Here is a 21181-nt window from a genome sequence, read left to right as displayed (position 1 = left end):
CACGATGCTCCGGAGCACGCACGCGGCGGCCACCCGAAGCGGAGTCGGGGTGACAGGATTTGAACCTGCGACTTCCCGCTCCCAAAGCGGGTGCTCTACCAAGCTGAGCTACACCCCGGAGGGCAACCCATGGGATATTACCCGTTACTCCTGAGGAGCGCCCGACTCATCCCGGCGCGCTGTGAGGAGATGCATGTCGCGTCCTCGGTCCTCCGATGTGCGACCGCCCCGTTCTTCTGATTCAATGGTGCGGTCCAGCGGGCGTAGCTCAATGGTAGAGCCTCAGTCTTCCAAACTGATTACGCGGGTTCGATTCCCGTCGCCCGCTCCACCCGCTGCAGAGCCGCGGTCCCCTCCGGGACCGCGGCTCTCTGCTTTCCGGCATCCCGGCGTCCCGGCTTTCCAGCGTCCCGCCGTACCCGCACCACAGCGGTCTCCCCGTCGCCCGCGACCTGATGACCGACAGCATCGAAGCATTCCTGATCGCGGGCCTGGGCGAGGACGATCGGCACCTGGTCCCGGTGCATCTCCAGGAGCAGCACGCCGCCGGGTGCGAGCCAGCGCGGGGCCTCACGGAGCAGGCGTCTCACCTCGTCGAGGCCGTCCTCCCCGGCGACCAGGGCGGTCTCGGGTTCCTGCTCCCGGGCGTCCCGCGGCATCAGCTCCAGCTGCCCGGAGGGCACATAGGGCGGTACCGCGGCGAGGAGATCGACGGCGCCTGCCAGCTGCGCGGGCAGGGCGTCGAGGCCGGACCCGTGATGCACCCCGGCGCCGGCGGGAAGATTCGTGCGGGCATGGACCAGAGGCCGTTCGTCCCGGTCCGTGGCATGCACACGGACCCCCGGCACCCGACGGCCGACGAGCGCGGCGATGGGAGCCACCCCGCAGTACGCCTCGACCATCACGGGTGACCTCCGCAACCGTGCCTCCTGGACGGCCGCGTCGATGAGGGCGAGGGTGCGCTGGCGGGGCACGAAACAGCCCGGGCCGACGGCCAGCAGCTCGCCGCCGATCTCTACGCAGCCGACCAGGTGCTCGAGGGCCTCGCCCGCCTCCCGACGAGCGCACAGCTGCTCCAGCTCCGCCCCGGCGGACGCCTCGAGGAGGATGCGGGCCTCCTGCTCGGCGAACACGCATCCGGCGCGCCGGAGCCGCGCCACCAGGACACGCACCCGGGGATCGGCCGTAGGGACCTGCTGGTCGGCCGGGTGGTCCGGCGGCATCGTCGTCATCACCGCCATTCTCCCCCGCGACATCCCCGGGCACCAGAGGGCAGCAGTGCTGAACGTGGCCGACCACGCTGTCCGATTCCCGCTGGTGCCGCAGGCCCAGGCGCGGTTCACTGGAGCCATGACACGGACCGCGATGACCGACGACGAGCGCTATGCGGCGATCCGCGCCCGCGACACCCGTTTCGACGGCATGTTCTTCACCTGCGTGCGCTCCACCGGAATCTTCTGCCGCCCCTCGTGCCCGGCCCGCACCCCGGACCGCGGCGGCGTCGACTTCGCCCCGTCGGCCGCCGCCGCTGTGGCCGACGGATTCCGTGCCTGCAAGCGCTGTGGTCCGACGGCCCCGCCGGGCAGCCCGGACGACGATCCGATGGGGTCGCTGTCAGGACGGGCGCTGCGGCTGATCGACGAGGGGGCGCTGGACGAGGACGGCACGGTCCCCGACCTCGCCCGGCGGCTAGCCGTCTCCGAACGCACCCTGCACCGCGCGCTCGTGGCGGTCACCGGGGCAGGAGCCCTCGCGCATGCGCGGATGCGCCGCGCCCGACGGGCTCATGAACTGGTGATCGGGTCCGAGCTGCCGCTGGCGCAGGTCGCCCACGTCTCCGGGTTCGGCAGCGAGCGGCAGTTCCATGAGACGTTCAGCCAGCTCTTCGGCCACTCCCCCTCGGCGGTGCGGGAGCGCTCGCACGGCCGCACAGGAGGTTCCTCCCGCGCGGCCGACGGGGGTTCCGTGGTGACCGCGCAGCTCGCGGTGCGCCGCCCTTTCGACGGTGCCGGGCTCGCCGCCTGGTTCGCGCATCGCGCCGTACCCGGCGTCGAGGACATCTCGGGGTCGGTCTGGACCCGCGCGGTGCGCCTGCCGCACGGGCCGGGGGTGCTCCAGGTCGATCTCGGCGCCGCTGGCGCGCTTCCGGTGAGCATGAGGCTGGCGGATCTGCGCGACCACGCGGCCGCGATCTCTCTGGCCCGACGGCTGCTGGACCTCGACGCGGACCCGGTGGGGATCGATGGCGGGCTCTCGGCCTCTGTGCCCGCGCTCGCCGCGCTGGTCGACGCCCGGCCCGGGGTACGGCTGCCGGGGACACCGAGCCTCGAAGAGGCCCTGCTGTGGGCGATCACGGGGCAGCAGATCACCACGTCCCAGGCCCGTGAGCAGATCACGCGGGCCACGGACCTGCTCGCCGAGGAGCTGCCTGCTGATCTCCACCTGTCGGGAGTGCATCGCGCCCCTGTGGATCCCGGCATCGCCGCCGCGCACGCCGAGGAATGGTTCCGCGGGCCGGCGGCCCGGCGCCGGACCCTGATCTCCGCCGTCGGCGCGGTCACCGCCGATCTGGATCTCGACGCCTCCAGGCCCGTCGACGAGCTCCGGGCCGACCTGCTCGCACTGCGCGGCATCGGCCCCTGGACGGCCGATTACGTGCTGCTGCGCGGGGTGCGCGCCATCGATGTGGCCCCGGCGCGCGATGTCGCCCTGCTCGGTGCGGCGCGCGATCTCGGCCTCGCCGAGGACCACGCCTCCCTCCAGCAGGAGCTGGTCGCCGCGGCCCCCTGGCGCTCCTACGCCTCGATGCACCTGTGGCATCACCAGGCCTCGCTCCGTCGGGCTCCCGCCCGGACCGGTCGCGGATCGACCGCGGCCGCGCCGCCCTCCGTCCACTCATCCCGTTCCGCTCCGGAAGGACACCCGTCATGACCGACACCCGTCCCGCGCAGGCCGCTCCGACCACCAGGCCGGCGTCTGCTCCTGCACCAGCGCCTGCACCTGCACCTGCACCAGCCGCACCCCGGCACCGCCGGGTGGACACCCCGTTGGGCACCTATCTGCTCGCCGCCGAGGCGGGGTCGCTCACCGGGGTCTGGCGCGAGGAGCAGAGCCACTTCCCCCGCCCGGAACGGCTCGGGCCGGCGGCCGCCGCCGACGACGCCCTCCTGGACGTCGCCGAGAAGCAGCTGCTCGCCTACCTGGCCGGCGAGCGCACGGGCTTCGACCTGCCGCTCTCTCCGCGGGGCACCGAGTTCCAGCATGCCGTCTGGGACCGCCTGCAGGAGATCCCGCGGGGCGCGACGACGACCTACGGCGCGATCGCCCAAGAGCTCGGTCGGCCCCGCGCCGCCCAGGCCGTCGGGGCCGCCGTCGGCTCGAACCCGATCTCGATCGTCGTGCCCTGTCATCGGGTGCTGGCCGGGAACGGCGCCCTCACCGGATACGCCGGCGGGATCGAGACCAAACAGGCATTGCTGGTCCTCGAGGGTGCTCTGCTCGCGTGACACGATAGGGCGATGAGCCTCCCCTCGTCGTCCGAGCCGTATCGCTTCCCCGTCGCCGCGCGCTACGCGGGCATGGAGTCCTCCCCGCTGAAGGACATCTTCGCGCTCGCGGCCCGCACGGACGTCGTGTCCTTCGCCGGAGGCATTCCTGACCCGGAGCTGTTCGACCTCGAGGACATCGCCGCCAGCTATGAGTGGGTGCTGGCGAACCAGGGCCACCGCGCACTGCAGTACGGCGTGAGCGAGGGCGAGGTCGAGCTGCGCGAGCAGGCCGCCCGTCGCCTGTCACGCGACCTGCCCACGGACTCCTCCCAGATCCGGGTCACCTCCGGTTCCCAGGAGGGGCTGTTCGTGGTGGCGCAGGCGATGCTCGAGCCGGGTGACGTCGTGCTCGTGGAGTCCCCCACCTATCTCGCGGCCGTGCAGGCCTTCGCCGTGCACGGGGCGCGGATGATCGGGGTGGAGACCGACGACGACGGTGTGGTCCCCGAAGCGCTCGAGGAGGCGATCCGCACGCACCATCCGCGGATGGTCTACCTGATCCCCACCTTCCAGAACCCCACCGGGCGCACCATGCCCGTCGCCCGCCGCCAGGCCGTGGCCGACGTGCTGCTGCGCACGGACGTCCCCCTCATCGAGGACGACCCCTACGGTGCGCTGAGCTTCACCGGGGGCACCTGGGCGCCGATCGCCGCCCTGCCGGGGATGAGCGAGCGCACCCTGCTGCTGAACTCGATGAGCAAGCTGATGAGCCCGGGCGTGCGCATCGGCTGGATGCGCGCCGAGGGCCCGATCCTGAACACCCTCGCCGTCGCCAAGGCCGCGATCTCGATGCAGTCCTCCGTGGTCGATCAGCTGACGGTCGCCCGCTACCTGGACTCCGTCGACCTCGACGCCCACGTGGCCCGGGTCAGCGCCGTGTACCGCGAGCGGCGCGACGCGATGGCCGCCGCGATCGCTCCGGTGCTGCCTGCAGGCGCGCACGTGACCCATCCTGACGGCGGCATGTTCCTGTGGGCCGCGCTCGGCGAGGGCTACGACGCACAGGTGATGCTCGCCGAGGCCGTCTCGGCCGGGGTCGCCTACCTGCCGGGATGGTCCTTCTTCGCCGACGACCCCGATCGGTCCACGATGCGCTTGAGCTTCGTGACCCATGCCCCCGCCGTCATCGAGGACGCCATCGGCCGTCTCGGCGAGGTCATCGCGCAGCACCCCCGGCGCTGATCTCCGCCGGCGCGCTGCCGGGCTTGCGCCAGCGCAGCGTCACGCGGAAGCCTTCCCGCCGACGGATCACCGCGCCGGGCAGGATCCTCGCGGCCTCCTGACGCAGCTCGTCGATCGACCAGGTGGGGTCCTTCACCGGGATCGGCCGCTCCTCCGGGGCCTCGCGCACCGGGCGGGGGTGCTTGACGAGACCGATCAGCGGATTGCTGAGCACGCTGAACACGTCCCAGATCTGGTCGGCGGTGCTCACCGGATCCGTCAGGGTGACCACGAGGAGCCGACCGCCGGGCGTCAGCAGGGTCCTCGCGTCGGTGAGCGCCTCGGCGAGATCCATGTGGTGCAGCGAGGCGACCATCGTGATCGCGGCATAGGTGCCATGGCGGTGTGGCTCAGCGGCGTGCTCGCAGAGCGTGCGGCGCCCGATCTGCACGGCCGGATCGTGCACGAAGCGTGTGGCGGCGACATAGGCCATCTCCTGGTCGGGGTCGATCCCGTCGACCCGGCCGACGACCCCGGCGAGCGCGGCGACGAGGTCCCCGCGGCCGCAGCCGACGTCGAGCGCGCGACCGGTGCTCGGAGGCAGAGATCGCAGGATCCACGGATGGAAGTGGTGGTTGTGGCTCCACGGGTGACGGTCGTTGAACCGCGTGAGCTGCAACTCGATCCAGCGGATCAGCGGATTCGGCGTGGTCCGGATGGTCATGGCGCGTTCCCTTCCTCGGTCATGAGACGAGTGCTCGCAGCCGCACCCAGGCCATCAGCCCCATCAGCGCCGACGCCGCGGCACCGGCGCCGAGCATCCAGAGCGCTCCCCCGGTGGCGCTCCCCAGCAGGAGAGCCCCGACCCCGAGGGCGAGCAGGATCGCGTCGGACAGCCACAGGAGCATCGGCAGCACGGAGACGTCTCCCTGCGGGGTCGGCATCGGCGTGCTGAGCGAGAGCGGCATGGGCCCCTTCGCAGCATCCCGAGCCCGGCCCACGACCAGCACGAGCGCCAGGACAGCCGGCAGGAGCACGGCCGGGAGAGCCGATCCGGGCACGGAACCGGCGGCGAGCCACGCCCCGAGCCCGCCGACTGCCCCGAGCGCCGTGAGCAGGACGATCGGGGCGGTCAGGTGCAGGAGCGTCTGCACCGCGGCGGTCTGCCCGAACAGCTGGGGCGCACCCAGCGTGTGCACGCCGTGCCGGATGCCGTCCACGAAGGTGCCGCTCGCGAGCCACAGGCCGAGTGAGCCCAGGAGCAGCAGGAACCACGCCAGAGGTCCCGTGATCACGGTCGACCCTGCCAGGACCGCGGCGGAGAGCAGGGAGGCGATGACGCCGACCGTCGTCCGCTCGGGGCTCCGCAGCCACGCGACCACATCGCGCCGTGCATAGAGCACGGCGAGCGGACCGGCACCGATCGCGGGGAGGCGCCGGCCCGCTGCGGGTGGGGGCCGGAAGAAGCCCGCCGCCCCGGACAGGTCCATCGTGGTGGCGCTGACGGTGGCCGATTCCCAGCGCGCGGCCTGCTCCTGGAGCACTGATCCCCGCAAGCGGCCCAGCAGCAGCACGGCGGCGCCGACGGCGAGGACCCCGACGAGGGACGAGGCGACCGCCGAGGGGCCCGGCAAGCGCCCGCCGACCGGGTACGCCCCGCCGATCCCGATCCCCGCGGGCAGCATCAGGGCGCCGATCGCGAGGAGGCCGAGGGCGGCGGCGAGCAGCCGGCGCCCGGCGGGGCCGAGCAGCTGCCCGGCGAACCACGCCGCACCGAGCATCATCCCGGTGCCCACCGCGGCGAGCGCGAACCAGCCCGCAGCCCCCAGCTCGACGTGCCCCGCGGACACCAGGGTGGCCCCGATCAGCACCGCAGGGATCACCATGCCCAGCACCGTCACCAGCAACGACCGCAGGAACGGCCTCCAGAGCACCGACCGCCGCGGGATCGCGCTGGAGGCGAGGCTCGCGGTGAAGAACGGGGAGAGCAGAGCCGGGCCCCGCACTGCACCGAGCAGCACCAGCGACGCGCCTCCGGCGAGGGTGACCGCGGTGCTGATCTGCGGCGCCCCGGTGGCGATCAGGAGCGGCACGACGTCGGGCCGGGACAGGGCGGTGCCCGCCGCTCGCAGGGCGGGTGCCCCGACGATCAGCACGCTCAGCGCCAGGACGTACACCAGATACAGGACATCGCCGCGGGTACGGGCCTGCGACCTCTGCGCCCAGACCTCCCGGACCGCGGAGAGGGATCCGGACGGCGTGATCGGATCCGCGATCGGATCCGCGCTCACCGCTGCTCCTCGAGGTGCAGTCGCACGTCGGCGAGCTCCTCGAGCAGTCGGGGGCTGTGGCTCGCCAGGACCACCGCGCCGCCTGCCTCTGCCCGGGCCCGGACCGCGTCGATCACCAGCCCCAGCCGGTCGACGTCCAGTCGCTGCTCGGGCTCGTCCAGCAGCAGCACCCGGCTGGGGCGGGCGAGGGTCAGCGCGAGGGAGACCAGCTGGGACTGTCCGCTGGAGAGCTCGTGCGGGAATCGTCGCCCCAGGGCACCGATCTGCAGCTCGTCCAGCAGCTCCTCGGCCTGGACGCGGGCGGCCTTCGCCCCGATGCCCCAGGTGGCGGCGATGAACTGGAGGTGCTCGACGATGGTGAGGTCCCGGGCGGTCTGCGGAGGCCCGATGAGGGCGGCGAGCGCAGCACGGAAGATCCGGTCCCGGTCATCCGGGCGCCGACCCGCGATGCGCACGGTCCCGGCGGTCGGATCGGCGAGCCCTGCCATCACGCGCAGCAAGGTGGTCTTCCCGGAGCCGTTGGCCCCGGTGAGGGCGAGGATCTCGCCGGCCCGGGCAGCGCCTGTGGCGTCCAGCAGCAGCACGTTGTCATCGGAGACGACTCCGACGCCCTCGAACCGGACCAGCTCGTCCGATCGATCATCCTGCTCGACGTGCAGTGTCGCGTCTCGTCCCATGGACTCCATGAAACAGCATCTGCCCCGTGACGACGTCCGACTTCGGTCGGCACTCGGGTCGACTCTCGCGTCAACTCTCCGGTCTGCACTCTGGTCGGCACTCGGACCAGCACTCGGGCCGGCACTCGGGTCTGCAGCACTCCGGGTGTGACCGAACTGGAAACGTCAACCTCTGGATATCGTGTCAGATCCATGAGACCATAGGGGTGCGCTGCCGTAGGCGCCGCCACCCTGTTCCTGCAGGTCGAGCGGTGCTCGAGCTGCCTCGAAGTCCCCATCGCAATGCCCTGACCAGGCTCTGCGCGATGACCGAGCGCGGCCGCCCGGACCTTGGCTGGTCTTCGGTACCGACGGCGCATAGGCCCACCGAGGAGGTATCCCCTTGTCCGTTGCCACTCCGCCCGTCGACACCGTTGCTCCGAAGCCCGGCGACGTGCTCACCCATCCTGTCCATGGACCGGTGCGCATCATCTCCACCTGCACCCGCTCCGTGCGCGGGACCGATCGCGAGTACGTCGACATGGAGGTCATCGGCGACGAGATGCGGATCTCCGTGCCGTCCGACGGCAGAGATGTCATCGGGCTGCGCGCCCTGCTCGAGGAGAAGGAGATCACCGAGCTCATCGTGCAGCTCTCCCAGCCGATCGAGCCGCCGGAGAAGAAGGCCTCCTGGGCCCACCGGATCAAGTCCCTCACGATGCAGCTGCAGTCCGGCCGCCTCACCGACCGCATCGACGTCATCCGCGGCATCCTCGGCGATTCCGGCGGCGCCCCGTCGAGCCTCGCAGAGCGCAATCTGCTCAAGCAGGCGATCGCTCCTCTCGCAGCCGAGATCGCCATCGCCCGGGAGATCCCGCGCGACGAGGCGGACCAGCTGCTGCAGGAGACCGCCGCGAACGCGGTCGCAGCAGGCGCCGACACGGCTGCCTGACTCCGTTGCCTGACACCGCCGCCTGACACCGCGGTCCCACTGCCCCGTCTCACCTCTTCCGGGTACTCCCGGAGGGCGTGACGCGGGGCAGTGTGCGTGCCAGCCATATCCCCCCGGCGAGGCACAGTCCCCCGGTGGCCGCACCGGCGAGGGCGATCGGTGCCACCAGGGCGATGGCGGTGACCACCAGCGGCGCCGCCAGGCGACCCGATCCGAGCATCGTGTTCCACCAGGCCAGGTACCGGGTGCGGTCGTGCACCGGGGACACGTCGATCCCCAGCGTCATGACGATGCCGGCCCCCATCCCGTTCCCCAGGCCGATGAGCAGGCTGGGCACCAGCAGGGCGACCACCGCGAGCGTGGTCCCGTGCCCGGCCAGGGTGGTCCCCAGGATCGCCAGCAGGATGAACCCGGCCCCCATGAGGAGAGCGCAGGGGACGGCGACGGCGGCGCGCCCATAGCGGTCCATCAGAGTCCCGGCCGGGATCACCAACAGGATCTCGAGTGCCGCGCAGACCCCGAAGACGAGGGAGATCCAGACCGAGTCCAGACCCAGGGATGCGCCGAGGAGCGGCACGATCACCGGCCGGTTCACGCGGGCCATCATCACCGGGGCGATCCCGAGGCCGACCATCGCCATCCTGCTCAGCACGGCGCGGTCGAGCCGGGAGCGTGCCATGCTGCGCGGGATCCGCTCCCCGCGCGGACGTCTCGGGGTCGGCCGGGACTCCCCTGGCGGCAGGAAGATCGCGATCATCACGGTGCCGGCGGCAGCGGTCACCGCGAACAGGATGAACACCCCGGTATCCGACCCCAGGGCCATCACGAGAGCGCCCAGCAGCGGCCCGATCACCTCACCGAGACGGATCACGCCGCCGAACATGGTCATGCCGCGCGCCCGCATCGTCGGCGGCAGGGCGGTGCCCAGGTAGGCCTGCCTGCCCAGCTGCCAGACCTGCGTGCTGATCGCCATCACGAGCAGCAGCCCCAGGAAGGTCAGCTGGTGGCGCAGCCCCGGACTCCCGTGGACACCCGGTGTGAGCACCACGAAGGCGACGAGGTTGGAGAGCACCAGCAGGACCCCGGTGCTCACGAGCGCACGGCGCGCCCCCACGCGGGAGATGAACCGACCGGCGGGGATGGGCCCGAGGAACGAGGTGAGCCCGAAGACGGTGGTGAGCGCGGCCGCCTGCCAGGCGGCGAACCCGAGATCCAGCGCGAGCAGCGGGATCACCGGCATCAGTGCCGCGAGCCCGGCGAACTCCAGCAGGGTCGGGGCGTACACCGAGGGAGCCAGGGACCACAGGACCTGTCTGGAGGTCTGTGCCCTGCCTCCCGGGGGGAGGCGCGCAGGGGTGGTCACCTCGGAAGTCTGTCACCCAAGAGTGAGCCTGGGCAATGAGTTCCAGAGGGTGGACGCGGTGGCCAGGAGTTGCGTCGGCGTCCGCTCAGGTGCCGTAGGCGGCGTTCGTCTCGATCTCGGCCCGCCGTGCCGCGCCCTCGTCGAGTCCGGCTGCGATCGCCTCGGCGGCCCAGCGCACGGACCATGCCCGGATGTAGGCGGCACCTTCCTCGCTGGCGAGCCAGGCGGAGGAGGGCCGCGGGACGTCGTGGAGGCAGCTCGTGCGCCAGCCATCGGTCATCGCGGCGAGTGCGAGCAGGGAGATCTCCCAGGTCACCGCGCCGAGGCCGGGCCCCACCAGGTCGAACTCCTCCTGGGGGATCAGCCGGGTATGGCGCAGGCGCAGCAGGGTGGTGCCGTCGTCCTCCGGATCCAGCCGGATCGACAACGGGTCCTCGGACCCGCCATCTTCCCAGGTCAAGGAGATCTTGTGGGGCGCCTCCACCTGCAGCAGGCGTCCGCGCGCCCCGCGGGGCGCCTCGAACCGCCCGCCCTCGCGGAGGTCGCCGCAGATCTGTCCGAACCACGGTGCCAGCTGGTCCGGGCGCGTCAGCAACGGCCAGAGCTGGGCCGGGGATCGGTCGATGTTGGTGGTGAGCGTCGCCGTGGTGCGCACCAGGGTGCGTCCATCATGGATCTGCTCATCGATCTCGAGTTCGCGTCGCACCGCGTCGACCACGGGCAGCGACTCCGTGACAGCCATCTTCTCCTCGAAAAGGGTCGGAACCGCTCCGTGCCGGCGCGACTGCGCGGGCACGGACCCTCGCAGAGTAGCGGACCCTGGTGCGGCACGCCACGGCACGCCGTCCGCTGTGAGCCGATGCTCCGGGAGGGCGTCCCTGCCGGGCGCTGCCCGTACCATGTGCCGCGTGACTGCCGAGACTGCCGAGACTCCCTTCCGACCGTCCGATTTCACGGTCCACCTCTTCGACCTCGACGGGGTGATCACGCCGACGGCCGAGGTCCACATGAGGGCCTGGGACCGTATGTTCAGCGACTTCCTCGCCGGGCGGGGCATCTCCGAGCCCTATACCGACGAGGACTACTTCGCCCATGTCGACGGGCGCCCCCGCTATGACGGCGTGCGCGCCTTCCTCGCCTCGCGCGACATCACGCTGCCCGAGGGCGAGGACGCGGATCCCGCCGACCAGCCGGCGGAGGCCGAGACCGTCCGAGGGCTCGGGAACCGGAAGAACCAGCTGGTCCTGACGCTGATCCGTGCCGAGGGCGTCGTGCCGTACCCGGGGACCGTCACCTATCTGGACGCGCTGCCTGAGGGGGCGCGCCCGGCGATCGTCTCGTCCTCGCGCAACGCCGAGGAGGTGCTGCGCGGCGCCGGCCTGCTCGAGCGCTTCGAGCACATCGTCGACGGCAACGTCGCGGCGCGCGAGGGACTCCCCGGCAAGCCCGCACCGGACACCTTCCTCCACGCCGCCCGTCTGATGGGCGCCGAGGCCTCCGATGCCGTGGTCTACGAGGACGCCGTCTCTGGCGTCCGGGCCGGGGCCGACGGCTCCTTCGGTGCGGTCATCGGCGTGGATCGCGGAGCAGGCGCGGACGCCCTCGCGGCCGCCGGCGCCACCTGCGTCGTCCAGGACCTGGAGGAGCTCGCATGACCCGCCTGCGCTCGGTGCCCGAGGACCCCGTCGACCGCACCCACCTTCCCCTGGACGAATGGCGGCTCGTCGAATCCCGCCCCGGCGGGGACCTGGGACACCTCGAGACCCTGTTCGCGACCGCCAACGGCTACCTGGGGATGCGAGGAACGCCCTCCGAGGGCAGGGACGTGGACAGCCACGGCACGTTCCTCAACGGCTTCCATGAGACCTGGCGCATCAACCACGCCGAATCGGCCTTCGGCTTCGCCCGGACCGGCCAGACCATGATCTCGGTCCCCGACTCCACCGTCATGAAGCTGTACGTGGACGACGAGCCCCTGCTCCTGTCGATCGCGGACCTCATGGAGTACGAGCGCTGGATCGACTTCCGGGAGGGCGTGCTGCGGCGCGAGCTGATCTGGCGCACCCCGTCGGGCAAGCGGGTGAAGGTGACCACCTCCCGCATGGTGTCCTTCACGCAGCGCCATCTCGCCCTGATGACGCTCGAGGTCACGATGCTCGACGGGGCCGCTCCCGTCGCCGTGTCCTCCCAGATCATCAACCGCCAGGACATGGCCGACGACTACGGCAAGGGGGTCGACGGCGGCCCGATCACGGACAAGGACGATCCCCGCCAGACCACGGCCTTCACCCACCGTGTGCTCGAACCCCAGCAGGACTGGCACAGCGACAGGCGCATGCTCCTGGGCTACCGCGTGGCGAGCTCGGGCATGACCCTGGCCGTGGGCGCCGACCACACCGTCGAGTGCGACGCGGAGGTCGAGCAGCTGGTCGACACCAGCGAGGACCGCGGCCGCCAGGTGGTGCGCGCCCACCTCGAGGAGGGCAACACGCTGACCGTCCGCAAGGCGGTCGCCTATCACTCCTCGCGCTCGGTGCCCCATCGGGAGCTCTTCGACCGCTGCCGCCGCACGCTGGACCGGGTCCGGTCCGAGGGATTCGAGGCGCAGCACCAGGACCAGCGGGACTACCTCGGCGACTTCTGGACCCGGTCCGATGTCGAACTGCCGGGCCAGCCCGCGGCCCAGCAGGCCACCCGCTGGTGCCTGTTCCAGCTCGCCCAGGCCGCCGCACGTTCGGACCAGTGGGGCATCCCGGCCAAGGGCCTCACCGGATCCGGCTACGAGGGCCACTACTTCTGGGACACCGAGGTGTACGTCGTCCCGTTCCTGACGTTCACCGAGCCCCGCTGGGCCCGCAACGCCCTGCGATTCCGCAGCAACCTGCTGCCCAAGGCCCGCGAGCGCGCCCGCGAGCTGAATCAGCGGGGGGCGCTGTTCCCCTGGCGCACCATCAACGGCGACGAGGCCTCGGCCTATTACGCCGCCGGGACCGCGCAGTACCACATCAACGCCGACGTGGCCTATGCGTTCGCGCAGTACGTGGACGTCACGGGCGACCTGGACTTCCAGCACCGCGACGGGGTGCGGGTACTGGTCGAGACCGCCCGCATGTGGGCCGATCTCGGCTTCTGGCGCACCACCGCCGACGGCGCGGCGAGCTTCCACGTCCACGGCGTGACCGGCCCCGATGAGTACACGACGGTGGTCAACAACAACATGTTCACCAACGTCATGGCGCGCTTCAACCTGCGTCGCGCCGCCCGCGCCGTCCGAGAGCTGCACCAGGCCGACGAGGCCGCCTACCGGACCCTGCTGGTCGAGCTCGAGCTGGATGAGCTGGAGCTCGGGCACTGGGACGAGTGCGCCGACGGGATGTTCGTCGCCAAGGACGAGGCCCTGGGGATCCACCTCCAGGAGGACCGCTTCCTCGAGCGCGAGGTCTGGGATCTCGCGAGCACGCCGGCCGACGCCTTCCCGCTGCTGCTGAACTTCCACCCGCTGGTGATCTATCGCTTCCAGGTGCTCAAGCAGGCGGACGTGGTGCTCGCGCTGTTCCTGCGCGGCAGCGAGTTCACCGCCGCCGAGAAGCGCGCAGACTTCGAGTACTACGACCCGATCACCACCGGTGACTCCTCGCTGTCCGCCGTGGTCCAGTCGATCATGGCGGCCGAGGTCGGGCATCAGAAGGCCGCCCTGGACTACTTCCGGGCCGGTCTGTTCGTGGATCTGGGGAACCTCCACCACAACACCGCGGACGGTGTGCACATCGCCTCCGCCGGCGGCGTCTGGAACGCCCTGGTCCACGGCTTCGGGGGGATGCGCCATGACGACGGGCGGCTCTCCTTCGATCCGCGCCTGCCGGTGGGCTGGCCGGAGCTGAGCTTCCCCCTGACGATGCGCGGCTCCCGGATCCGGGTGCGTCTGCTGCGCGAGGAGATCTCCTTCACGCTGGAGACCGGCCCCGAGATCGAGGTCACTGTGCGCGGGACCACGGTGACGGTGACGGCCTCGGGCACCGTCGTGCCCCTCCCGGACCAGGGCCCCGTGCTCGACGACGCCGTGCTGGCCACGCCCGTCGGCCTCGGCGACCCCCGGGCGGACGGATCCGTCGTGACCTCGCACGTGCCCAAGGATCCGGAGGATCCGTGGGAGTACCCGGTCACGACGGATCCCGACGACCTCATCGAAGAGGGCTGATCGAGGACGGCGGACGACGGGTCGGAGCGCCCGAGGCGGCCGGGCAGGCTCCGGTGACATAGGCTCCAGCCGCGCCCTTCTGGGCGTCTCCCCCTGTCCCCTCCCTCGGAGCACGAGAACACGGTGTCCGCATCCCGCCCCCGTCGGCCGAAGCCGGTGGTCGAGTACGCCCGACCACGGCTGAGCGTCCTGCATGTCCTGAACCGGGTGCGGATGCGCCTGCTGGACATCCAGGTCTGGGACGTCGCGGGCACCATGACGTTCTATCTCCTGCTCTCGGTGTTCCCGGGCGCGGTCGCGGCCGTCTCCATGCTGTCCCTGATCGGGATCGAGGCCGCCACCCTCAAGGCGTTCACGTCGATGACCGCCGAGATCTTCCCGACGCTGGATCCCCGGCCCTTCCTCACCGCGATCCGCGCGGTCTCCTCGACCAGCGGCGGGCTGCTGGGACTGGCGCTGGGCACACTCGGCTCGCTGGTCTCCGCCTCCAACGGGGTCGCCGCCTTCCACCGGGCCCTGCACCGTGTCTACGACACCCGCGAGGGCCGGCCCTTCCTGTGGTTCCGCACCATCGTCTTCGGCGAGACCGTGCTGATCGTGGCCGTGGTGCTGCTCGCGATCGGCATGATCGTCGTGGGCGGCGAGGCGTCCCAGCGCATCGGTGAGTTCATCGGCATCCCCCGCATCGCCTTCGTCGCCTGGAACCTCGCGAAGTGGCCGATACTCCTGGTCATCCTGATCATCGGGGTGTCCCTGGCCTACTACTCGTTCCCCAACGTGCGCCTGCCCCGCTACCGGCTGATGACCCTCGGCTCGACGGTCTCCGTGCTGGTGCTCTTCGGCGCCGCCCTCCTCGCGGGCCGACTGATGGTGTACGCGACACGCTTCGCCGAGGTGCTCACCGTGCTGAACGGGCTGATCGCGATCCTGGTGCTGCTGTGGCTGGCCAACATCGTGGTCGTCTCCGGCGCCGCCCTGGACGCGGAGTTCCTGCGCGCGCGGCAGATCGCGAGCGGCCTCGACGCCTGGGACAGCATCGTGCTGGCCCCCCATGCCACCCATACGCTCGACTTCCTGGCCGGCGATGCCGTCGAGGCCGAGCAGATCGGGCGCGCAGTAGCCGACTCCGCGCGGTCCGGGGAGCCGCTGCGCCGAGAGCGGGGACCGTGGATCGTCGGTGCCGGCAACCTGCTCGCGGTCAATCCGCCGACGAAGTACAGCGTCGTCACCCGCTCCGACCCCGACGACCACACCGGTCCCGTTGAACCGCCGGACCCGGACGAGAACCCCTCCGACCCTCACGACCGCACCGACCCGCCGCAGCCAGGAGACCCCACCACATGAGCGTCCGCCCGATCACGATCGTCGGCCACCGCGCCCTCGAGCAGCGCACCCGCCGGGTCCGTGAGGTCACCTCCGACATCCGCACCCTGGTCGCGGACATGTTCGAGACGAACGATGCCGCCGACGGTGCGGGGCTCGCCGCCCCGCAGGTCGGCTCGCGCTGGCGCCTGTTCATCTACTCCTGCGCCGACTCCGCCGGCACCGTGCAGCGCGGTGTGGTCATCAATCCGCGGCTCGAGCGCTTCGGCGGGATCGAGCTCGACGAAGAGACCATCGAAGGCTGCCTCTCGGTGCCCGGCGAAGGATTCCCCACCGCCCGCCACCGCGGTGCCCGCGTCACGGGCATCGACCTCGAGGGCGAGCAGATCGTCGTCGAGGACGAGGGCGGAGTGCTGGCCCGCGCCCTGCAGCACGAGGTCGACCATCTCGACGGGTCCCTGTACCTCGACCGCCTCTCCCCCGCGCGCCGGCGCGAGGCGCTCGATGCGGTGACCGACCGCGGCTGGCGCGCCCAGGGGATCCTCACCTGGGATCCCCGGGACCTCGAGGCCGCCGACGTCTGATCCGCGGTCCGGCGCGTCACAGCGGCGCCCCTCGCCTCGCCCGCGCCCAGCAACGCTGGCTATCCTGGCGGCATGGAACGCCCGTGCCTCTCCCGCCGTCATGCCCTCCTGCTCCCTGCCTCGGCCGCCGCGCTCGGCGGCCTCGCCGCCTGCGGTCCCCAGGACGAAGGCTTCGGCACGGCGGCTCCGGTGCGGGCCGACGACGGCTCGATCTCCCTGGACGACGTGCCGGAGAACGCGAGCACACTGGTGAACTTCGGGGGCGAGCAGCCCTTCGTGCTGCTGGTCCGGGGAGCAGGCGACGATCTCGCCGCCTACTCGGGGTACTGCACCCACAACGGCTGCGCCCTCGCCCAGAAGGAGGCCGAGCTCGACTGCCCGTGCCACGGCTCCAAGTTCGATGCGGCCACCGGTGAGGTCCTGGTGGGCCCGGCGACCCGGCAGCTGCCCGAGGTGTCCGTGGTCGTCGAGGGCGGCCTCGTCCGTCGTGACGGCTGAGCGCGCCATGACCGCTGAGCAGACCGATCCGGAGGAGACGACCGATCCGGAGGAGAAGTCCCCGCGCGAGATCGTCTCCTTCGTCCGTCGGGGTGAGCGCTTGACCGCGAGCAGGCAGAGCGCCTGGGACCGTCTCTCGGACGAGTACGTCCTGGACCCCTCCCGCGGCGATCGTGACACCGTGCCGGGTCCCGATGCGACCCTCGATCTCCTTGAGGTCTTCGGCCGGCGCGCCGAGCTCGTCGTCGAGGTGGGCAGCGGCCTGGGCGAGAACATCGTCGCCGCCGCCACCGCGGATCCGGACCGCGATTTCCTCGCGGTCGAGGTGTACCGCCCCGGCCTCGCCCAGACCCTGAACCGGATCGACCGAGCGGGGCGCCCCCGGAACCTCCGCCTCCTGCCGCTCGATGCGCAGCGCAGCCTCCCCGTGCTGCTGTCCGAGGCCTCGATCCAGGAGCTCTGGGTCTATTTCGCCGATCCGTGGCCCAAGGCCCGCCACCACAAGCGCCGCCTCATCAACCCGCCGTTCCTGGACGCCGTGCTCCCGCTGCTCGCCGACGGCGCCGCATTCCGCCTGGCCACCGACTGGGCGCAGTACGCCCATCACATGCGTCGCCACCTCGATGCCCGCCCCGAGCTCGAGAACCTCCATCCCGAGGGCGCCCGGCCCGGGGAGGAGAGCAGCGACGCCATCTCCGAGAGCATGGCGCGCACAGGATGGGCACCTCGATTCGAGGGTCGTGTGAAGACCAGCTTCGAGAACAAGGGACGGGCCGCCGGACGCTTAGTATGGGATCTCGCGTACGTCAGGGTGCCTCGGCAGTCGGGCGATGCCCCCGCCTAGACCCTCAGGACCTCCGTCGCGACCCGTGACGCCTGTTTGAGAGCGAGCTCGTATGAATGCCCCGGACGACGTCGAACTGCCCTCCGACTGGGAGGATGACGACCAGCCTGACCCCAGCCAGCGGCGCGGGCGCCGCATGGCCCTGATCGCTCTCGGACTCGTCGCCGTCCTGGTGCTCGGCGTCGGCCTTGTGGTCGCGAACTACCTGCGCGGGATCAACGACTCCTACGAGAAGCGCACGGTCGTGCAGATCACCCGCGGCGCCTCCGACGGCGAGCGCCCCGAGGCCGGAGCGGGCCGCAACTTCCTGCTGCTCGGCTCGGACAAGCGATCTGCCGAGGACGCGAAGTCGCAGGGCGTCAGCGGTCAGCGCTCGGACGTGATGATGCTGGTCCACGTCTCCGATGACAACAAGGAGGTCTACGTCACCTCCTTCCCGCGCGACCTCTACGTCGAGATCCCCGGCCACGGCAAGGACCGCATCAATGCCGCCCTCGCCTTCGGCGGGGTGGGCCTCGCGGTGACGACGGTCGAGAACTACGTCGGCGTCCCCATCGACCATGTGGCCCTCATCGACTTCGAAGGCATCCAGGGACTGGTCGACACTCTCGGTGGGATCGACGTGAAGATCCCCCAGGACTTCGAGGCCGGCGGCCACCAGTTCACCAAAGGCGTCCAGACCCTGAACGGCGAGGAGGCGCTGACCTTCGTGCGCGAGCGCAAGCAGTTCTCCGACGGCGACTTCCAGCGCAACCGGAACCAGCAGGCCGTGCTGGGCGGGATCGCGGCCAAGCTGATCAGCGCGGACACCCTCAGCGACCCGGGGAAGCTCGCCAGCACGGTCGAGTCGATCTCCCCCTACCTCACCACCGACGAAGGCCTCAGCGGTACTGCGATGGTCCAGCTCGGGCTCTCGATGCGCTCGGTGCGAAACAGCGACATCTACTACCTCTCGGTCCCCCATTCCGGGCCGACCACCACCAGCGGTGGCGCGAGCGTCGTGGGCACCGACGAGGAGGGGATGGACATCCTGCGCGACGCCCTGCGCACGGATGGCATGGGAACCTATTACGCTCAGTACGCAGGGGCCTACTGACCCGGGTCCCACCCAGTCCGCCGCATCACCCACTGCCTGGAGGAACCTCGTGGCCAATCCACTCGTCAAGATCGTCGTGCCGATCGCCGGAATCGTCGCCTCCATCATCGGCAACAAGGCTGCCGCCGCCGGCTGGGGCGCCGTGTTCGGCGAGGACGCCCCGACCGTCAAGGCGACCAAGGCCGCGCAGAAGGACGCCCAGAAGCGTCGCAAGCAGGCCAAGAAGGAGGGGCAGTCGAAGGCGGAGATCGACGCGATCAAGGACCCCGCCGACGACCAGCCGATCTGGAAGATGCTGCTGTGGGCCACGGTCTCCGGCGTGCTCCTGCAGGGCCTGAAGATGATGGCCAAGCGCGGAGCCCAGACGGGGGCCGAGCGCGTCGTCTCGCGCCGACCGCGCAGCAACCGCGGCTGATCCGCCCCCAGCACACGCAGCGCATGCAGTAGGCCTCTCGCGGAGTTCCGCGAGAGGCCTACTGCATGCGCCGGTACGGCGGGAGCGTGCTCAGAACTCGCTGACGTCGACGCGCTCGTTGAGCGTGTCGAGCGAGTCGCCGGTGACCAGGAAGCCGACCCGGCGCACGAGGGACACGGCGTGGTCGCCGATCCGCTCGTAGAAGCGGATCAGCAGGGTGAGGTCCACGACCTGGCCGTTGGTGTAGCCCTCTCCGCGGGAGATCTCGCGGGAGACCTCGAGCATCAGGTCGTCGAGCTCCTCGTCGTCCTTCTCCACCTGGGCGGCCAGGGCGAGATCGCGATCGGCGATGACCTGGGCGGCCTCCCGCAGCGCGGCCCCGCCCAGCTCGGACATCCGCGCGATCTGCTCGCGATGCCGCGCGGGGACGGCGAGCTCCGGATGGGTGCGGCGGGCCACCAGCGCCACATGGGCGCACAGGTCACCCATGCGCTCGAGCGAGGAGCTCATGCGCAGGGCCGCGACGAGCAGTCGCAGGTCGCCGGCGACCGGGGCCTGGCGGGCGAGCAGCTCGACGGCCTTGGTGTCGAGCTCGACCTGCCGCTCGTCGATGTGCGTGTCCGCGGCGATGACACGCTCCGCAAGGCCGAGATCGCCCTCGAGGAGCGAGGTCGTCGCGGCCTCCAGTGCGGTCCCGACAAGATCGGCCATGTCGAGCAGGTCGTCGACGATATGCCGAAGGTCGCTCTGATACGCCTCGCGCATGGGTGGTGCTCCTCAATCCGACGGGGGTGTTCTCCTCGAGTATCGCAATCCCGGATGAACTGCGCCCGCCGGACGGTGAACTTCCGGCGACACCCCCATGAACTCCTGCCTGCCGAGATGCTCCATCCCCTGGCGGCGGGCCGGACCGGCGACCCCGGAGGCCTAGGCTGTCCCTGTGCCCATGACTGCCCTCCTCCTGCTCGCCGGCGCGATCGGACTCGTGATCGGATGCGCCGCGACGCTCGCGTTCCTGCGGTCCGACCGTCGCCGCACGGCCGCGCCCGTGGCGACGCAGCAGGGCGTCCCCGAGGCGACCGCCGAGGTGCTGGCGATCCTGTCGTCGGCGTACGTGGTGCTCGACGCGAGCGGTGACGTGCTGCGCGCCTCCCCTCTCGCCTACTCCTACGGCATCGTGCGGGCCGCCGAGGGCGACTACCCGCGCCTGGCGAACACCGAGCTCATGGATCTCGCGGCGGACGTCGGCCGCAACGGCGGCTTCCGCGACGAACGGCTGACCCTGCGGCGCTCGAGCCAGGCCGTCTCCGACACCGATGCCGTGATCGACGTGCGCATCGGCGCCCTCGGCGAGCACGGCGCCCTCCTCCTGGCCGATGACCTCACCCGCGCGGTACGGGTCGAGGAGACCCGGCGGGACTTCGTCGCCAACGTGTCCCACGAGCTCAAGACCCCGGTCGGGGCGATCACCCTGCTGTCCGAGACCATGGAGGATGCGGCCGAGGATCCCGACGCGGTGCGCCGCTTCGCGGGACGCATGCAGAGCGAGTCCCGGCGGCTCTCGCATCTGGTCAAGGAGATCATCGAGCTCTCCCGGGTGCAGGGGAACTCCTCGCTGCCCGACGCCGAGCCGGTGGAGATCGACGACGTCGTCGACGACGCCGTGGCCCTGAACCGCAATGTCGCGCTCGGCTCGGAGATCGAGGTCGCCGTGGGCGGGTCGACCGGGCTGCAGGTCTTCGGATCGTCCTCGATGCTGACCACGGCGCTGTCGAACCTGATCTCCAACGCGATCTCCTATTCCGACCCGAAGACCCGTATCGGCGTCTCGGTGCGGCGTGACGGTGGCATGATCGAGATGTCCGTGAAGGACCAGGGCATCGGGATCTCGAAGGAGAACCTGGAGCGTGTCTTCGAGCGGTTCTTCCGCGTGGACCGGGCGAGATCGCGCAGCACCGGCGGCTCCGGCCTGGGGCTCGCGATCGTGAAGCACATCGCCACCGATCACGGCGGCGAGGTCACGGCCTGGTCGATGCGGGGACAGGGGTCCACCTTCACGCTCCGCCTGCCGGAGATGGGCGAGACCGAGACGATCTCCGCACCGGCGCCCCATGCCCCGGAGCGCACGGGCTCGACGACATCCGCCGGGCCGGGCCGCATCTCGTCGGCCGCCGGCACTGCAGGGCCCACCGGGCCCGGAACGATCTCACGGACCGTGGCGAACGACCACCGGTCGGGAAAGGGAACCTGAT

The 21181-nt window shown here is 71.2% G+C and carries 20 protein-coding genes and 2 tRNA genes; 14 read left to right on the top strand and 8 right to left on the bottom strand.

Annotation, left to right across the window (positions count from 1 at the left end):
- Positions 1 to 44: 44 nt before the first annotated feature.
- Positions 45 to 118, bottom strand: a tRNA-Pro gene (locus tag ABD093_RS14525).
- A 139-nt stretch (positions 119 to 257) separates the two neighbouring features.
- Here ABD093_RS14525 and ABD093_RS14520 point away from each other — a divergent pair.
- A tRNA-Gly gene (locus ABD093_RS14520) sits at positions 258 to 331 on the top strand.
- Here ABD093_RS14520 and ABD093_RS14515 read toward each other — a convergent pair.
- A complete protein-coding gene (locus tag ABD093_RS14515; protein WP_193117835.1) occupies positions 300 to 1232 on the bottom strand; it encodes a N5-glutamine methyltransferase family protein in 933 nt (310 codons plus the stop codon). The two genes, ABD093_RS14520 and ABD093_RS14515, sit on opposite strands and share 32 nt — an antisense overlap.
- 118 nt (positions 1233 to 1350) lie before the next feature.
- On the opposite strand from ABD093_RS14515, the gene ABD093_RS14510 reads away from it, so the two are divergent.
- From ABD093_RS14510 to ABD093_RS14500, 3 genes are read left to right on the top strand one after another with little or no spacing between them, the layout of a single operon-like run.
- A complete protein-coding gene (locus ABD093_RS14510) occupies positions 1351 to 2931 on the top strand; it encodes an Ada metal-binding domain-containing protein (protein ID WP_343925413.1) in 1581 nt (526 codons plus the stop codon).
- On the top strand, positions 2928 to 3506 hold the full coding sequence (locus ABD093_RS14505; RefSeq protein ID WP_343925411.1) for a methylated-DNA--[protein]-cysteine S-methyltransferase: 579 nt from the start codon (positions 2928 to 2930) through the stop codon (positions 3504 to 3506). The genes ABD093_RS14510 and ABD093_RS14505 overlap by 4 nt, the downstream gene beginning before the upstream one ends.
- 12 nt (positions 3507 to 3518) lie before the next feature.
- The gene (locus ABD093_RS14500; RefSeq protein ID WP_193117832.1) at positions 3519 to 4730 is read left to right on the top strand and encodes an aminotransferase-like domain-containing protein; all 1212 of its coding nucleotides are present in this window, start codon (positions 3519 to 3521) and stop codon (positions 4728 to 4730) included.
- Here ABD093_RS14500 and ABD093_RS14495 read toward each other — a convergent pair.
- The 3 genes from ABD093_RS14495 to ABD093_RS14485 are packed head-to-tail and all read right to left on the bottom strand — an operon-like array spanning position 4705 to position 7677.
- Positions 4705 to 5433 (bottom strand): class I SAM-dependent methyltransferase, encoded by a 729-nt coding sequence (locus tag ABD093_RS14495; RefSeq protein WP_193117831.1) that lies wholly within the window; start codon positions 5431 to 5433, stop codon positions 4705 to 4707. The genes ABD093_RS14500 and ABD093_RS14495 overlap by 26 nt on opposite strands.
- Positions 5434 to 5452: 19 nt before the next feature.
- Positions 5453 to 7000, bottom strand: coding sequence for a hypothetical protein (locus tag ABD093_RS14490; protein WP_226850299.1), 1548 nt, complete (start codon positions 6998 to 7000; stop codon positions 5453 to 5455).
- Positions 6997 to 7677 (bottom strand): ABC transporter ATP-binding protein, encoded by a 681-nt coding sequence (locus ABD093_RS14485; RefSeq protein ID WP_193117830.1) that lies wholly within the window; start codon positions 7675 to 7677, stop codon positions 6997 to 6999. Before ABD093_RS14485 ends, ABD093_RS14490 begins: the two co-directional genes overlap by 4 nt.
- A gap of 382 nt (positions 7678 to 8059) precedes the next feature.
- Between ABD093_RS14485 and ABD093_RS14480 the strand changes: the two genes are divergently transcribed.
- Positions 8060 to 8608: a CarD family transcriptional regulator gene (locus ABD093_RS14480; RefSeq protein WP_193117829.1), complete on the top strand. Its 549-nt coding sequence runs from the start codon at positions 8060 to 8062 to the stop codon at positions 8606 to 8608.
- A 49-nt stretch (positions 8609 to 8657) separates the two neighbouring features.
- On the opposite strand, the gene ABD093_RS14475 is transcribed toward ABD093_RS14480, so the two are convergent.
- A complete protein-coding gene (locus ABD093_RS14475; protein WP_319021591.1) occupies positions 8658 to 9971 on the bottom strand; it encodes an MFS transporter in 1314 nt (437 codons plus the stop codon).
- A gap of 85 nt (positions 9972 to 10056) precedes the next feature.
- The gene (locus ABD093_RS14470) at positions 10057 to 10713 is read right to left on the bottom strand and encodes an SRPBCC domain-containing protein (protein WP_193117828.1); all 657 of its coding nucleotides are present in this window, start codon (positions 10711 to 10713) and stop codon (positions 10057 to 10059) included.
- A gap of 166 nt (positions 10714 to 10879) precedes the next feature.
- On the opposite strand from ABD093_RS14470, the gene ABD093_RS14465 reads away from it, so the two are divergent.
- From ABD093_RS14465 to ABD093_RS14430, 8 genes are all read left to right on the top strand, one after another.
- Positions 10880 to 11626: an HAD family hydrolase gene (locus ABD093_RS14465; RefSeq protein ID WP_319021590.1), complete on the top strand. Its 747-nt coding sequence runs from the start codon at positions 10880 to 10882 to the stop codon at positions 11624 to 11626.
- A complete protein-coding gene (locus tag ABD093_RS14460) occupies positions 11623 to 14169 on the top strand; it encodes a glycoside hydrolase family 65 protein (RefSeq protein ID WP_343925406.1) in 2547 nt (848 codons plus the stop codon). Before ABD093_RS14465 ends, ABD093_RS14460 begins: the two co-directional genes overlap by 4 nt.
- Before the next feature lie 123 nt (positions 14170 to 14292).
- Complete coding sequence (locus tag ABD093_RS14455) at positions 14293 to 15513, top strand: YihY/virulence factor BrkB family protein (protein ID WP_343925404.1); 1221 nt, start codon at positions 14293 to 14295, stop codon at positions 15511 to 15513.
- On the top strand, positions 15510 to 16076 hold the full coding sequence (gene def, locus ABD093_RS14450) for a peptide deformylase (RefSeq protein ID WP_343925402.1): 567 nt from the start codon (positions 15510 to 15512) through the stop codon (positions 16074 to 16076). Before ABD093_RS14455 ends, def begins: the two co-directional genes overlap by 4 nt.
- A 72-nt stretch (positions 16077 to 16148) precedes the next feature.
- Entirely contained in the window at positions 16149 to 16574 is a 426-nt protein-coding gene (locus ABD093_RS14445) for a Rieske (2Fe-2S) protein (protein WP_193117824.1), read from the top strand.
- 7 nt (positions 16575 to 16581) lie between these two features.
- The gene (trmB, locus tag ABD093_RS14440; RefSeq protein WP_193117823.1) at positions 16582 to 17418 is read left to right on the top strand and encodes a tRNA (guanosine(46)-N7)-methyltransferase TrmB; all 837 of its coding nucleotides are present in this window, start codon (positions 16582 to 16584) and stop codon (positions 17416 to 17418) included.
- Positions 17419 to 17470: 52 nt separating this feature from the next.
- Complete coding sequence (locus ABD093_RS14435) at positions 17471 to 18514, top strand: LCP family protein (RefSeq protein WP_193117822.1); 1044 nt, start codon at positions 17471 to 17473, stop codon at positions 18512 to 18514.
- Between the two features lie 49 nt (positions 18515 to 18563).
- Positions 18564 to 18929 (top strand): DUF4235 domain-containing protein, encoded by a 366-nt coding sequence (locus ABD093_RS14430; RefSeq protein ID WP_193117821.1) that lies wholly within the window; start codon positions 18564 to 18566, stop codon positions 18927 to 18929.
- Positions 18930 to 19019: 90 nt separating this feature from the next.
- Here the strand turns inward: ABD093_RS14430 and phoU are convergent, their stop codons facing one another.
- On the bottom strand, positions 19020 to 19694 hold the full coding sequence (phoU, locus tag ABD093_RS14425) for a phosphate signaling complex protein PhoU (protein WP_343925399.1): 675 nt from the start codon (positions 19692 to 19694) through the stop codon (positions 19020 to 19022).
- Positions 19695 to 19875: 181 nt separating this feature from the next.
- Between phoU and ABD093_RS14420 the strand changes: the two genes are divergently transcribed.
- A complete protein-coding gene (locus ABD093_RS14420; RefSeq protein WP_343925397.1) occupies positions 19876 to 21180 on the top strand; it encodes a sensor histidine kinase in 1305 nt (434 codons plus the stop codon).
- The last annotated feature ends 1 nt before the right edge of the window (position 21181 follow it).

It is taken from the genome of Brachybacterium tyrofermentans, from assembly GCF_039526165.1.
GTDB classification, from domain to species: Bacteria; Actinomycetota; Actinomycetes; order Actinomycetales; family Dermabacteraceae; genus Brachybacterium; species Brachybacterium tyrofermentans.
The sequence above is the reverse complement of the archived record's forward strand: the minus strand, read 5'-3'. Positions and strand labels throughout refer to the sequence as shown.

What these genes read in the sequence shown, in the direction of transcription:
- def (WP_343925402.1), top strand. Translation starts at nt 15,510, where the DNA reads ATGAGCGTCCGCCCGATCACGATCGTCGGCCACCGCGCCCTCGAGCAG.
- ABD093_RS14510 (WP_343925413.1), top strand. Translation starts at nt 1,351, where the DNA reads ATGACACGGACCGCGATGACCGACGACGAGCGCTATGCGGCGATCCGC.
- ABD093_RS14515 (WP_193117835.1), bottom strand. Translation starts at nt 1,232, where the DNA reads ATGACGACGATGCCGCCGGACCACCCGGCCGACCAGCAGGTCCCTACG.
- ABD093_RS14495 (WP_193117831.1), bottom strand. Translation starts at nt 5,433, where the DNA reads ATGACCATCCGGACCACGCCGAATCCGCTGATCCGCTGGATCGAGTTG.
- trmB (WP_193117823.1), top strand. Translation starts at nt 16,582, where the DNA reads ATGACCGCTGAGCAGACCGATCCGGAGGAGACGACCGATCCGGAGGAG.
- phoU (WP_343925399.1), bottom strand. Translation starts at nt 19,694, where the DNA reads ATGCGCGAGGCGTATCAGAGCGACCTTCGGCATATCGTCGACGACCTG.
- ABD093_RS14485 (WP_193117830.1), bottom strand. Translation starts at nt 7,677, where the DNA reads ATGGGACGAGACGCGACACTGCACGTCGAGCAGGATGATCGATCGGAC.
- ABD093_RS14420 (WP_343925397.1), top strand. Translation starts at nt 19,876, where the DNA reads ATGACTGCCCTCCTCCTGCTCGCCGGCGCGATCGGACTCGTGATCGGA.
- ABD093_RS14505 (WP_343925411.1), top strand. Translation starts at nt 2,928, where the DNA reads ATGACCGACACCCGTCCCGCGCAGGCCGCTCCGACCACCAGGCCGGCG.
- ABD093_RS14460 (WP_343925406.1), top strand. Translation starts at nt 11,623, where the DNA reads ATGACCCGCCTGCGCTCGGTGCCCGAGGACCCCGTCGACCGCACCCAC.
- ABD093_RS14470 (WP_193117828.1), bottom strand. Translation starts at nt 10,713, where the DNA reads ATGGCTGTCACGGAGTCGCTGCCCGTGGTCGACGCGGTGCGACGCGAA.
- ABD093_RS14500 (WP_193117832.1), top strand. Translation starts at nt 3,519, where the DNA reads ATGAGCCTCCCCTCGTCGTCCGAGCCGTATCGCTTCCCCGTCGCCGCG.
- ABD093_RS14435 (WP_193117822.1), top strand. Translation starts at nt 17,471, where the DNA reads ATGAATGCCCCGGACGACGTCGAACTGCCCTCCGACTGGGAGGATGAC.
- ABD093_RS14445 (WP_193117824.1), top strand. Translation starts at nt 16,149, where the DNA reads ATGGAACGCCCGTGCCTCTCCCGCCGTCATGCCCTCCTGCTCCCTGCC.